Origin of the sequence: Streptomyces qinglanensis (genome assembly GCF_900111245.1) — a bacterium.
In the GTDB taxonomy this organism is placed as follows: domain Bacteria; phylum Actinomycetota; class Actinomycetes; order Streptomycetales; family Streptomycetaceae; genus Streptomyces; species Streptomyces qinglanensis.
The window spans coordinates 52,849-65,099 of record NZ_FOGO01000016.1 but is presented as its reverse complement, the minus strand read 5'-3'; the positions used below and the strand labels follow the sequence as shown (position 1 = coordinate 65,099).

Annotated in this window: 13 protein-coding genes and 1 riboswitch; of the genes, 4 read left to right on the top strand and 9 right to left on the bottom strand. The window is 74.3% G+C overall.

What is annotated here, in order from left to right:
- Positions 1–108: 108 nt before the first annotated feature.
- From BMX65_RS26870 to ribD, 8 genes are all read right to left on the bottom strand, one after another.
- Positions 109–612 (bottom strand): PH domain-containing protein, encoded by a 504-nt coding sequence (locus tag BMX65_RS26870; RefSeq protein WP_075002949.1) that lies wholly within the window; start codon positions 610–612, stop codon positions 109–111.
- A 19-nt stretch (positions 613–631) separates the two neighbouring features.
- The gene (gene hisG, locus BMX65_RS26865) at positions 632–1,480 is read right to left on the bottom strand and encodes an ATP phosphoribosyltransferase (RefSeq protein WP_075002948.1); all 849 of its coding nucleotides are present in this window, start codon (positions 1,478–1,480) and stop codon (positions 632–634) included.
- 47 nt (positions 1,481–1,527) lie between these two features.
- Positions 1,528–1,800, bottom strand: a complete 273-nt coding sequence (locus BMX65_RS26860) for a phosphoribosyl-ATP diphosphatase (RefSeq protein ID WP_019356185.1) — start codon at positions 1,798–1,800, stop codon at positions 1,528–1,530.
- 34 nt (positions 1,801–1,834) lie between these two features.
- Positions 1,835–2,320 carry a 6,7-dimethyl-8-ribityllumazine synthase gene (gene ribH, locus BMX65_RS26855; protein ID WP_075002947.1) on the bottom strand — a complete coding sequence of 162 codons (486 nt, stop codon included), beginning with the start codon at positions 2,318–2,320 and terminating at the stop codon, positions 1,835–1,837.
- Positions 2,321–2,421: 101 nt separating this feature from the next.
- Positions 2,422–3,783 carry a bifunctional 3,4-dihydroxy-2-butanone-4-phosphate synthase/GTP cyclohydrolase II gene (locus BMX65_RS26850; RefSeq protein WP_239501876.1) on the bottom strand — a complete coding sequence of 454 codons (1,362 nt, stop codon included), beginning with the start codon at positions 3,781–3,783 and terminating at the stop codon, positions 2,422–2,424.
- 46 nt (positions 3,784–3,829) lie between these two features.
- Positions 3,830–4,513, bottom strand: a complete 684-nt coding sequence (locus BMX65_RS26845) for a nicotinamide mononucleotide transporter family protein (RefSeq protein WP_075002946.1) — start codon at positions 4,511–4,513, stop codon at positions 3,830–3,832.
- Positions 4,510–5,187: a riboflavin synthase gene (locus BMX65_RS26840; RefSeq protein ID WP_075002945.1), complete on the bottom strand. Its 678-nt coding sequence runs from the start codon at positions 5,185–5,187 to the stop codon at positions 4,510–4,512. Before BMX65_RS26840 ends, BMX65_RS26845 begins: the two co-directional genes overlap by 4 nt.
- Positions 5,188–6,381, bottom strand: coding sequence for a bifunctional diaminohydroxyphosphoribosylaminopyrimidine deaminase/5-amino-6-(5-phosphoribosylamino)uracil reductase RibD (gene ribD, locus BMX65_RS26835; RefSeq protein WP_075002944.1), 1,194 nt, complete (start codon positions 6,379–6,381; stop codon positions 5,188–5,190). It lies immediately after the preceding gene.
- A gap of 155 nt (positions 6,382–6,536) precedes the next feature.
- Positions 6,537–6,667: riboswitch (FMN riboswitch) on the bottom strand.
- A gap of 259 nt (positions 6,668–6,926) precedes the next feature.
- Between ribD and BMX65_RS26830 the strand changes: the two genes are divergently transcribed.
- Both BMX65_RS26830 and BMX65_RS26825 read left to right on the top strand, forming a co-directional pair.
- Positions 6,927–8,276 carry an MFS transporter gene (locus BMX65_RS26830; RefSeq protein WP_075002943.1) on the top strand — a complete coding sequence of 450 codons (1,350 nt, stop codon included), beginning with the start codon at positions 6,927–6,929 and terminating at the stop codon, positions 8,274–8,276.
- Between the two features lie 132 nt (positions 8,277–8,408).
- Positions 8,409–9,791, top strand: coding sequence for a uracil-xanthine permease family protein (locus tag BMX65_RS26825; protein WP_075002942.1), 1,383 nt, complete (start codon positions 8,409–8,411; stop codon positions 9,789–9,791).
- On the opposite strand, the gene BMX65_RS26820 is transcribed toward BMX65_RS26825, so the two are convergent.
- Positions 9,773–10,360: a GNAT family N-acetyltransferase gene (locus tag BMX65_RS26820; RefSeq protein WP_075002941.1), complete on the bottom strand. Its 588-nt coding sequence runs from the start codon at positions 10,358–10,360 to the stop codon at positions 9,773–9,775. The two genes, BMX65_RS26825 and BMX65_RS26820, sit on opposite strands and share 19 nt — an antisense overlap.
- A gap of 126 nt (positions 10,361–10,486) precedes the next feature.
- Between BMX65_RS26820 and BMX65_RS26815 the strand changes: the two genes are divergently transcribed.
- Together BMX65_RS26815 and BMX65_RS26810 are read left to right on the top strand one after the other, a co-directional pair.
- Complete coding sequence (locus tag BMX65_RS26815; protein WP_075002940.1) at positions 10,487–11,194, top strand: DUF5995 family protein; 708 nt, start codon at positions 10,487–10,489, stop codon at positions 11,192–11,194.
- Positions 11,195–11,319: 125 nt separating this feature from the next.
- The gene (locus BMX65_RS26810) at positions 11,320–12,246 is read left to right on the top strand and encodes a TIGR03619 family F420-dependent LLM class oxidoreductase (RefSeq protein ID WP_075003014.1); all 927 of its coding nucleotides are present in this window, start codon (positions 11,320–11,322) and stop codon (positions 12,244–12,246) included.
- The last annotated feature ends 5 nt before the right edge of the window (positions 12,247–12,251 follow it).

The following is a 12,251-nucleotide window of genomic DNA, read 5'->3' as shown; positions in this document are numbered from 1 at the left end:
GCGAGCGCGGGGCGGCTCACGCCGGTGTGCTCCAGAGTAGACACTGGGCCGCACCTCGCGAAGACGCGCGGCGCCGCGCCGGGGTTGCCGCGGCAAGCGGCCGGGCCGCTACTTTCCGGTCCCGGACCCCGTCTCGCCCGCGGCGTCGCCCGGTACTCCGTTCGGGGCACCGTCCGGGACGCCCTTGAGGTCGACCAGGGCCCGCAGGGCCCGCGCGTCGGCGAGGGCCTGCTGCTTGGCGATACCCGGCTGGATGCCCATCGCGGGCAGGCTGGTGCCGTCGGCCAGATCGAGCGAGACCCAGGGGTCACCGGGCCGCAGATGGACGGCGAGCACCTGCGCCCAGGCGAGGCGCCGCTTGGTCGTGAGGTTGACGACTGTCACCGCGTCCTCGTCCGCGGTCACCCGGGGGCGGCTGAGCAGCACCAGCACGCCGAGGAAGAGCGCGGCGGTGCAGATGAAGCTGGCCCGTTCGCCGCCGCCGAGCTGGAGCATCAGCGAGATGGCGGTGATGACGACGAACGCGGCGAGCCCCGCGCTCAGCAGCACCGCGCGGGTGCGGGTGGGCCGGAAGGTGACGGGAAGCGCGGGCACCCGCGGACTGTCGGTCATGAGCTGCTCCGGTGGCGGGTCACAGGCGGCAGGCGTGGATGCCCGTGGTGAGGATGGCCCGGGCGCCCAGGTCGTAGAGGTCGTCCATGATCCGCTGCGCCTCGGTGGTGCGCACCATGGAGCGGACGGCCACCCAGCCCTGGTCGTGCAGCGGGGAGATCGTCGGGGACTCCAGTCCGGGGGTGAGCGCGACGGCCTGCTCCAGGTGCTCGGCCCGGATGTCGTAGTCCATCATCACGTAGCTGCGGGCCACCAGGACGCCCTGGAGACGGCGCAGGAACTGCTGCACCTTGGGCCCGTGCGGATCGGCTCCGGTCCGGCGGATGACGACGGCCTCGGACTCCAGGATCGGCTCGCCCGCGATCTCCAGGCCCGCGTTCCGCAGCGAGGTGCCGGTCTCCACGACATCCGCGATGACCTGGGCCACACCCAGCTCGATGGCCGTCTCCACCGCGCCGTCCAGGTGGACGACCGAGGCGTCGATGCCCTTGTCCGCCAGGTGCTTGGCGACGATGCCCTCGTAGGAGGTGGCGACCGTCAGCCCGGCGAGATCGTCGAGGGTGCTGACGGTGCCGGGCTTGGCCGCGTAGCGGAAGGTCGAGCGGGCGAAGCCGAGCGGGAGCACCTCCTCGGCCCGCGCCCCGGAGTCCAGCAGCAGGTCGCGGCCGGTGATGCCGATGTCCAGCCGCCCGGAGCTGACGTAGATCGCGATGTCGCGGGGGCGCAGGTAGAAGAACTCGACGTCGTTCTCCGGGTCCACCAGCACGAGTTCCTTGCTGGCTTTGCGCTGCTGGTACCCGGCCTCATGCAGCATCTCCCCCGCAGGTCCGGAGAGGGAACCCTTGTTGGGGACGGCGATGCGCAGCATGCGGGAGCTTCCTTTGTTCGTGCGGCGGCAGAAAGTCGTGCCGGGTCTCAGAGGTGAGCGTATACGTCGTCGAGGGAGAGGCCCTTGGCGGCCATGAGCACCTGCAGATGGTAGAGGAGCTGCGAGATCTCCTCAGCCGTGCGTGCGTCGCCCTCGTGCTCGGCGGCCATCCAGACCTCGGCGGCCTCCTCCACGATCTTCTTGCCGATGGCGTGCACGCCCTGCGCGGCGAGCTCGGCGGTGCGGGAGGTGCCGGGGTCGCCGGTGGCGGCCTTGTGCTGCAGCTCGGCGAAGAGCTGCTCGAATGTCTTGTTCGCCATGGTGCCTCTCACCCTACGCGGTGGCGGGGAGCGCTCACCGCCAGGGTTCCGCGACCGTGCGCAGCGTCGCGGCGGTCGCCACGGCGGCCGTGACGGCTTCGTGCCCCTTGTCCTCGGTGGAGCCGGGAAGTCCCGCGCGGGCCACCGCCTGCTCCTCGTCGTCGCAGGTCAGCACGCCGAAGCCGATCGGGACGCCGGTGCGCACCGACACCTCGGTGAGCCCCTGGGTGACGCCCTGGCAGACGTAGTCGAAGTGCGGGGTCCCGCCCCGGACGACGACGCCGAGCGCCACGATCGCGTCGTAGCCGCGGTCGGCCAGGACCTTGGCGACGACGGGCAGCTCGAAGCTGCCCGGGACGCGCAGCAGGGTGGGCTCGTCGATGCCCAGTTCGCCCAGCGCGCGCAGGGCGCCGTCGACGAGGCCGTCCATGACCTGCTGGTGCCACTGCGCGGCGACCACGGCCACCCGCAGGTCCTGGCAGTTCTTGACGGTCAGTTCGGGTGCGCCCTTGCCGCTCACGGTGCTCCTCGTGCGTGTGTCGTGTGCTGTGTGGTGGTGGTGTTGCCGGTGTCCCGGATCCGCGGGGCGGGGGAGCCTGCGCGGATCCGGGCCCGGCGTGGTCACTGGGTGCCGCAGGGTGAGCTGCGCTCGGCGTCCAGCCAGGGCAGGTCGTGGCCCATCCGGTCGCGCTTGGTACGCAGATAGCGCAGGTTGTGCTCGCCCGCCTGCACGGGCATCGGCTCCCGTCCGGTGACGCGCAGGCCGTGCCGCTCCATCGCGGCCGTCTTCTCCGGGTTGTTCGTCATCAGCCGCAGGGACCGCACCCCCAGGTCGGTGAGGATCTGCGCGGCGGCCGCGTAGTCGCGCGCGTCGGCCGGAAGCCCCAGTTCGAGGTTGGCGTCGAGGGTGTCGCGGCCCCGTTCCTGCAGTTCGTAGGCGCGCAGCTTGGACAGCAGTCCGATGCCGCGGCCCTCGTGTCCGCGCAGGTAGAGCACCACGCCGCGGCCCTCCTGCTGGACGCGCTCCAGGGACGCCTCCAACTGGGGTCCGCAGTCGCACCGCTGGGAGCCGAAGACGTCGCCCGTCAGGCACTCGGAATGCACTCGTACGAGCACGTCCTCGCCGTCGGCGGGATGTGCGGAGTCACCCGGGCCGGTGAGATCGCCGGCGACGAGCGCGATGTGCTCCACCCCGTCGACGACGGAGCGGTAGCCGTAGGCACGGAAGTCGCCGTGCCGGGTGGGCAGCCGGGTCGTCGCCTCACGCCGCACGGTGGGCTCGGCGGAGCGGCGGTAGGCGATCAGGTCCTCGATGGAGATGATCCGCAGCCCGTGCTTGCGTGCGAACGGGACCAGTTCGGGCAGCCGCAGCATGGTGCCGTCCTCGCCGGCGATCTCCACGATGGCGGCCGCGGGGCGCAGCCCGGCCAGCCGGGCCAGGTCGACGCCCGCCTCGGTGTGCCCGGCGCGGGCGAGCACACCGCCGGGCCTGGCCCGCAGCGGGAAGGCGTGCCCGGGCCGGACGAAGTCGGCCGGTGCGGTGCCGGGGTCGGCGAGCAGCCGGATGGTGGCGGCCCGGTCGGCGGCGGAGATGCCGGTGGTGACGCCGTGCGCGCCGGTGGCGTCGACCGAGACGGTGAAGGCGGTGCCCATGGACTCGGTGTTCTCGGCGACCATCTGGGGCAGCGCGAGCCGGTCGAGGTCACCCCCTTCCATGGGGGTGCAGATCAGGCCGCGGCACTCGCTCATCATGAAGGCGACGGTCTCGGCCGTGATCAGCTCGGCGGCCACCACCAGGTCGCCCTCGTTCTCCCGGCTCTCGTCGTCGACGACCACGACCGGGCGGCCCTCGGCGATGTCGCGGACCGCCTCCTCGACGGGGTCGAGCGCGAGCCCGAACACCGCCCCGGGGTCGGCCGGTTCCGCCTCGGACGGGGATCGCGGGGCGGGGGGCGCGTCGTACCAGTTCGGCAGCGCGGTCATGGGCGTGCTCCTTCCTTGCGGTGCGCCGGGGCGGGGTACGGCGCGTTCACAGCACAGCTCCGGCCGAGTGCAGCGCGTGCTCGGGGCGGGCGGCGGCCCGCGCGCCCGCCTCCTCGCGGGAGCGCTGCCACCAGGCACGCAGCCCCCACAGGACGAGGGCGAGGTAGACGACGTAGACGAGGCCGGAGAAGGCCAGGCCGCTGCTGAAGGCGAGCGGCACCCCGACCACGTCCACCAGCAGCCAGGCGAGCCAGAACTCCACCAGCCCGCGGGCCTGGGCCACCATCGCGGCCAGGGTGCCGACGAAGATGTAGGCGTCGGCCCAGGGGCTCCAGGAGAGGGCGGGCACCAGGGTGAAGAGGGTGCCGACGGCGGCCGTGCCCAGCGCGGTGCCGAGGGCGAGCAGGCCCCGCTCCCGCCAGGTGGCGAACCGTACGGCGATGGAGCCGTCCTGCGCCTGCCGCCGGCCGCGCCCCCACTGCCGCCAGCCCCACAGCGCCACTCCGATGACCAGGAGCTGCTTGCCGACGCCGCCCGCCAGTTGGGCTGAGGCGAAGGCGCCCACGAGGATCAGCCCGGACAGCAGTTGCACGGGCCAGGTGGCTATGGAGCGCCGCCAGCCCAGCGCGAGCCCGAGCAGCCCCATCAGGTTGCCGAGCATGTCGGACCAGATGACGTGCTGCCCGAAGGCGGCGAACGCCTCCTGGTTCAGCCAGTGCAGGCCGCTCATCGCGCCGCCCCGCTCTGCTGTGCGGCGCCGCTCTGCTGCGAGGGTGCCGCACCGCCGGGGCGCGGCGGCTGCGGGACGCCCTGCGCGGTCGGGCCCAGCAGCCGCTCGACGTACTTGGCGAGGACGTCGACCTCCAGGTTGACCGGGTCGCCCGGCTGCTTGGTGCCGAGCGTGGTGAGGGCGAGCGTGGTGGGGATCAGGGAGACCGTGAAGTACGTGTCGGTGGCTTCCACGACCGTGAGGCTGATGCCGTCGACGGTGATGGACCCCTTCTCGACCAGGTAGCGGCCCAGTCCCTCGGGCAGCCCGATGGTGAGGTCCGTACCGCTGTCCGCGTCCTGCCGTGCGGTGAGGGTGCCGGTGCCGTCGACGTGCCCTTGGACGAGGTGGCCGTCGAGCCGCCCGCCCAGCGCCATGGGGCGCTCCAGGTTGACGGGCGAGCCCGTGGTGAGGGCGCCGAGGCTGGAGCGCTCCAGCGTCTCGGCGATGACGTCGGCCGTGAACTCGCCGTCGCGGGTCTCCACGACGGTCAGGCACACGCCGTTGACGGCGATCGAGTCGCCGTGCCGCGCGTCGGCGGTGACGCGCGGTCCGCGCAGCCGCAGCCGCGCGGAGCCGCCCCGGTCCTCGACGGCGACGACCTCGCCCAGTTCTTCCACGATTCCGGTGAACACTCAGGACTCCTCGGTCTGCTCGGGCTGCCCGGCGACGGCGGCGGACGGGCGGTCGGTCGGGTGGGCGGTGCTGCCGACCGCGGTGATCCGCAGGTCGGGGCCGATGCGCAGGGTGTCGCTCACGGTGAGCCGCAACGCCTGCGCGATGGTGCTGATTCCGGCGTCCCCCAGGACGGGCGGCCCCGCGCCCAGCAGCACGGGGGCGAGATAGCCGACGACCCGGTCGACCAGCCCCGCGGCGACGAAGGCGGCGGCGAGGGTGGCGCCGCCCTCCAGCAGGACCGCGCGCACGTCGCGGGTGTGCAGGGCGGTCAGCAGCGCGTCCAGGTCGAGTCCGGCCCGGTCACCGGCCGCCCGCGGCAGCCGCAGCACCTCGGCCGGGCTGCCGTCGGCGGCGGCCTCCAGTTCGGCGGTGTCCGCGTCGCGGGCGACGGCGATCAGGGTGGGCGCGGCGCCGTCGAGGACGCGGGCGCCCGCGCGCACGGCGGTGGCCTCGGTGTCGACGACGACGCGGAGCGGCTGGGTCGCGCCGGGCACTCCGCGCACGGCCAGGTGCGGGTCGTCGGCGCGGGCGGTTCCGGAGCCGACGAGGACGGCGTCGGACTCGGCGCGCAGCCGGTGCACGTCGGCGCGGGCCTCGGCGGAGGTGATCCAGCGGCTGGAGCCGTCGGCGGCGGCGGTGCGGCCGTCGAGTGTGGCGGCGTACTTCCAGGTGACGTACGGGCGGCCGTGCAGGACGGAGGTCAGCCAGGCCGCGTTGCCGGCCGCCGCCTCGTCGGCCAGCAGCCCCCCTTCGACGTCGACACCGGCGGCGGCGAGCGTCGAGGCGCCGCCCGCCGAACCGGGGCCGGGGTCGGGCACGGCGTAGACGACGCGGGAGATGCCGGCGTCGATGAGGGCGCGCGAGCAGGGGCCGGTGCGCCCGGTGTGATCGCAGGGTTCGAGCGTGACGACGGCGGTGCCGCCGTCGGCGTCCTCGCCCGCTTCGGCCAGCGCGTGGATCTCCGCGTGCGGGCCGCCGGCCCGCTGGTGCCAGCCCTCCCCCACCTGGCGTCCCACGTGGTCGAGGACGACGCAGCCGACGACGGGATTGGGGCTGGTGGAGCCGAGTCCCCGCGCGGCGAGCGCGATGGCACGGTGCATCGCGTCGCGCTCGGCCTGCGGCGCGAGCGGCGTCTGGGGGTGGGGGGCCACCGGGTCCTCCTGCCTCTTCGGGCACGGACTCCGGGGCTCGGAACTTGTGTGACGGACGCACGTCGGGACGGCCTGCCGGAACGGGAGGCTCCGCTCCGGTCCGGCCGCAGCCTCCGGAACGGGGCCGCCGGCCGGCGGCGCACCGATCGCGTCCGCCGCGCACTGCCTCCCATCCGGACTTTCACCGTCGGTCCAGGAATCTCACCTGGTCAACCGACCGCTGGAGGCGGCCGGGTCGCGGACTGTAACCGCCGGTTCGGACTTTCACCGACCCCGGAGTGCGCTGACGTCACTGGTACTCCCCCAGCTTTCGGCCGGGGGTACTCCCCAGTCTGCCACGCGGGGACGGGTGCCATGCGGGCGGCTGCTGTGCGGTGACTCACAGCAGCCCCGCGGCAGCGCGTGCGCCACCCGTCCTCCACGGGTGTTCGAGCGGGGTTCGAGCGGGGCACGATCACCGTCGTGGGCCGCGCGGACCCACCGCCCGGCGGCGGTACGGACGCGTGCCGGGAGTGCGGTGTCGGAGCGTGCGGCGGGGAGACGGGATGCGTACGGATGCACACGGACCCGATCCCGGTGCCGGGTCGAGGGCCGGTAGGGAGACGGGAACCGGCCCGCAGCCGGATGCCGGGGCGGAGCCGAAGGCCGGGGCGGGGCCACGGACCGGTACGGGGCGGCCCGCCACGCGGACGGGCGGCCCCCCGAGCACGCCGACGGCCCGGCCCGCGAAGCCCGCACGGGCCGGGCGGGTGGCGGTCTCGGTGGTCTTCGCCGTGCACGGTACGGCCAGCGGTACGTTCGCCACCCGGATCCCCTGGCTGCGCGAGCATCTCGGGCTGAGCCCCGGCTGGCTGGGGCTGGCGCTGGTCTTCATGACGGCCGGGGCCTCCGCCGCCATGCCGCTCGCCGCGCGCGCGGCGCACCGCCACGGGCCCCGCCGGGCGCTGGCCGCGGTCTCGCCGGCCTGCTGCGCCGGGCTGGTGCTGCCGCCGCTCGCCCCGGCCCTGGGCTGGCTGTGCCTGGCACTGTTCCTGTACGGCTGCGGGCTCGGTCTGATGGACGTGGCGATGAACGCCCAGGGGGTGCGGGTCGAGGCGGAGTACGGGCGGTCGGTGATGTCCTCGCTGCACGGGCTGTGGAGCGTGGGGACGCTGGTGGGCGGCGCAGGAGGCGTGCTGGCCGCGCACGCGGGACTGGACGCGCGGGTGCATCTGGGGCTCGCGGCTCCGCTGCTGGCCGCGGCCGCGGTGGTCGCGGCCCGGTGGACCCCGGACCGGGAACCGCCCGGACAACCGGAGAGCGCTCGGGTGGGCAGCGCGAAGCGCGAGGACGAGGCGCCCCCGCGCTTCGCGCCGCCCACCCGCGGGGTCGTGGCGATCGGGCTGCTCGGCTTCTGCGCCGTCTTCGCCGAAGGCGCCTCGATGGACTGGTCCGGCATCTACCTGGCGGACGTGACCGGGGCCGGGCCCGGGCTCGCCGCCTCCGCCTACACGGCGTTCGCCTGCACGATGGCGCTGGCCCGGCTGTCGGGCGACGCCGTGGTGCGGCGGTTCGGGCCGGTGGCCACCGTACGCGCGGGTGGGGCGCTGGCGGCGGCGGGCGGCGCCCTGGTGGTCGCGGCACACACGCCGCCCGCGGCCGTCGTCGGGTTCGCACTGATCGGGGTGGGGATCGCCGTGGTGGTCCCGCTGTGCTTCGCCGCCGCGGGCCGCACCGCGGCGGCAGCCCCCGGGCAGGCCATCGCGGGGGTGGCCACCCTGGCCTATGCGTCCGGCCTGGCGGCGCCCGCCGCGGTCGGCTGGATCGCCGAGTCGACCACCCTGTCGGCCTCCTTCGGCGTCGTCACCGTCCTGCTGCTGGGGCTGGTGGCGGGGGCGCGGGTGCTGCGCACCTGAGGGCCGGGCGGATCCGGCGCGGTGCGGCGCCCGGTCCCGGGGGCGTCGAGGGAGCCGTACAGAGGCACCGCGCTGGTCGAACTAGTATGTGGGCCGATCAGAATCAGCCAGGCAGCGAGCGGGAGTGAACACATGGGCGGCGGGCTCGGCGTGCGGTGGAAGGTGCACGGCGACGGTCGGGTCCCGGCGCCCGGCGCGGTGGTACGGCCCGACGAACGGCTCTCCTGGCCGCGGACGGCGGGCCTGGGCGCCCAGCACGTGGTGGCCATGTTCGGCGCCAGCTTCGTGGCACCGGTCCTCATGGGGCTGGACCCGAACCTGGCGATCATGATGTCCGGCCTGGCCACGATGCTCTTCCTGCTGGCCACCCGCGGCCGGGTACCGAGCTACCTGGGATGCAGCCTCTCCTTCGTCGGAGTGGCCGCGGCCATCCGCGGCCAGGGCGGCGGCAGCGCCACGGTGACCGGGGCGATCCTGGTGGTCGGGGCCGTGCTGCTGCTCGTCGGGCTGGCCGTGCAGAAGTTCGGCGCACAGATCATCCACGCGGTGATGCCGCCCGTGGTGACCGGCGCGGTCGTCATGCTGATCGGCTTCAACCTGGCGCCCGTCACCGCCTCGACCTACTGGCCCCAGGACCAGTGGACGGCGCTGCTGACCATGCTGCTGACCGGTCTCGCCGTGGTGTGCCTGCGCGGCTTCTGGTCCCGGATCGCGATCTTCCTCGGGCTGGTCGCCGGCTATCTGATGTCCTGGGCGTTCGACACGCTCTTCGGCCGGATCCACTCGCCGGACGCGAGCGGCAGGACGGTCGACCACTGGCGGCTGGACCTGTCCGGCGTGGGCCGGGCCGACTGGTTCGGGCTGCCGTCCGTGCACGGCCCCGACTTCTCCTGGTCGCCGGTGCTGGTCGCGCTCCCGGTGGTGATCGCGCTGGTGGCCGAGAACGCGGGGCACGTCAAGGCCGTCGGCGAGATGACCGGCGATCCGCTGGACGACAAGCTGGGCACGGCGATCGCGGCGGACGGCGCGGGCAGCGTCCTGTCGACGGCCTTCGGCGGTCCGGCCACGACGACGTACTCGGAGAACATCGGCGTCATGGCCGCGACCCGGGTGTACTCCACGGCCGCGTACTGGGCCGCGGCGTGCTTCGCGCTGCTCTTCGGGCTGTGCCCCAAGTTCGGTGCCGTCGTCGCGGCGATCCCCGGCGGAGTGCTCGGCGGCATCACCGTGATCCTCTACGGCATGATCGGCCTGCTCGGGGCGCAGATCTGGATCAACAACGCCGTCGACATGCGCAATCCGCTCAACCTCGTCCCGGTCGCGGCGGGCATCATCATCGGCGTCGGCGGCGTCACCCTGAAGGTCACCGACGACTTCGAACTCGGCGGCATCGCCCTGGGCACCCTCGTCGTCCTCACCGGCTACCACGCGCTCAAGGCGCTGGCCCCGCCGCACCTCAAGACCCAGCAGCCGCTGCTGGACGAGGGCACCAGCGGCTACGACGAGCCGAGCTGATCCGCACCGGGAGCCGCGGCCGGTGCGCCGGGGCCGGTCGTACGTCCACCAGGGGCCGCGCAGGCGCCGGGGGCCGTCGCCGCGAAGTACCGGACCCGGTGGTCCTGTCCCACCGGCCGCATCCCGGCCGCCGCCATCACGTGCTGCGAGGCCAGGTTGTCCAGGTCGGCGTCGGCCTCGACCCGGGCGATGCCCTGTGACCAGGCGAAGGCCAGCAGCGCGCGCAGCGCCTCGGCGGCATACCCCTTGCCGCGAGCCGAGGCGTTGAGGCCGTACCCGACGGTGACGGCATCCGCGGCACCCGACGCCCGGTCGAGGCCGATGCCGCCGATGGCGCGGCCGTCGTCGCGCCGCCGGATCTCGTAGTTGCCGACCGGCCGGTGACCGCCGTCGGTGCCGGACGCCTCCAGCAGGACCTGGGCGCCCCGCACATCCATCGCGTCGGGATACTCGGGCCCCCATCGGTCCCCGGCTGCGGGCCTGCGCCGCACGACGCGTTCGGCCTCCTCCCGCGTCATCGGGTGCAGCACGAGCCGCTCGGTGTGCAGGTCCGCCCTCTCGATGGTCATGGACGGAGTATCGTGCCGCCCGGTCCGCGGTGCACGGGAATTGAACGAGGGCACACGTCCTCCGTCCGGGGGCTGCCGGGGCCGCGCTGCCCGCACCGGGGGCCGGCGGCTGTCAGGCTGCCCGGCATGACCTCCCTCGAGCAGGTGCCAGCGCAGCGCGCGGCGACGGCCGCGCCCATCGCCGATGTGACGGCCCGGATGCGCGAGATCGGCGCCATACTGCCCCGCCAGGACGGGGTGGCCGTGTTCAACCGGGTGTACCTGTCGGTGACCGAGGAGCTGGAACGACGGCTGTCCGACGGGCACTTCCGGGACCGGGCCGCCACCGGGGAGCTGGGCAGCCGGTTCGCGCAGCGCTTCCTGGACGCGGTGGATGCCGAGGCGGCCGGGCTGCGGATGCCCGCGTGCTGGCGGCCGCTCTTCCGCTTCCGGCGCCATCCCTCCGTCCATCCGCTGCAGTTCGCGCTGGCGGGCATCAACGCGCACATCGGCCACGATCTGCCACTGGCGCTGGTGGACACCTGCCGGGCGCTGCACGCCGTGCCCGCGGAGCTGGAGACGGACTTCGAGCGGATCGGCGAACTGCTGACGGGGCTGGAGGAGCGCATCCGGGAGGACCTGATGCCCGGCCCGGACCTGCTGGACGTGGCCGATCCGCTCACCCACCTGGTCGGTTCCTGGAGTCTGGAGCGGGCCCGCGCGGGCGCCTGGGTGTCGTTCCGGGCGCTGTGGGGGCTGCGCAGGTGCGGCGAACTGCTGGCGGAGACGGCCGAGGGGATCGACGCGACCGTCGGCATCGCGGGCCGCTGCCTGCTGACGCCGCTGTGGCACTGAGCGCAGCGGGACAAGGCGCGGCATTGCCTGGAGCGCGCTCGAAGGCGTAGGCAGGAGACGGACGACACCCGTGCCGACGACGAGACGTGACGGGTGATCAGCTCGACGAGGCGCCGGAGGGTGAGATGGCACTGCGACTGGGGCTGGGGTTGCCGCAGACCGGAACGTACGACCTGAGCGGCGATGTGACAGCCGTGGCCCGCGCGGCCGACGAGATGGGCTACGACAGCGTCTGGGTGCTGGAGCGGATCATGCGGCCCGAACAGCCCGTGGACGACATGTACCTGGTGCCCGGGTTGCCGTGGTCGGGGTACTTCAGGTCGGTCGCCGACCCGCTGGTCACCCTGTCGCTGGCCGCAGCCGTCACCGAGCGGGTCCGGCTGGGCTCGGCCGTGCTCGTCGGCCCGCTGCACCAGCCGTTCCTGCTGGCCCGTGCGCTGGGTTCGCTCGATGCGGCCAGCGGCGGCCGGCTCGTCGCCGGGCTGGGCACGGGCTGGTCCCGCGACGAGTTCGCCGCGGCGGGCGTCGACTACGCCTCGCGCGGCGCGGCGCTGGACGAGCTGCTGGACGTGTGCGCCGCCGTCTGGGGCGCCGACCCGGCCGTCTACCAGGGCGAACGCACCCGCTTCACCCCGTCCGCCGTCGGACCCAAGCCCGCGTCCCGGATCCCGGTGCTGCTGGCGGGCGGCAACGACCGTGCGCTGCGCCGGCTGGTGCGGCGCGCCGACGGGTGGCTGCCGTCGCTGGTCGCCAACGACCAGGTGGTCGCCACCCGCGCCCGCATCGCCGAGCTGGCCCACGAACACGGCCGGGATCCGGCGGAGCTCACCATCACCCTGCGGGCCTCCGTACGGCTCACCGACCGTCCCGTCGACGCAGGGCGCAGCCCCTACCAGGGCACCGTCGAGCAGATCGTCGAGGACTTGGCGGGCGCGGTGCAGGCCGGAGTGGACGAGGTACTGCTGGACCAGCAGCTGGCGTGCCGGGACGCACGGGAGCTGATCGAGTCCGCGAAGCTGCTGCGTGAGGCGGCGACGGACGCGGGGCTGTAGGCGCA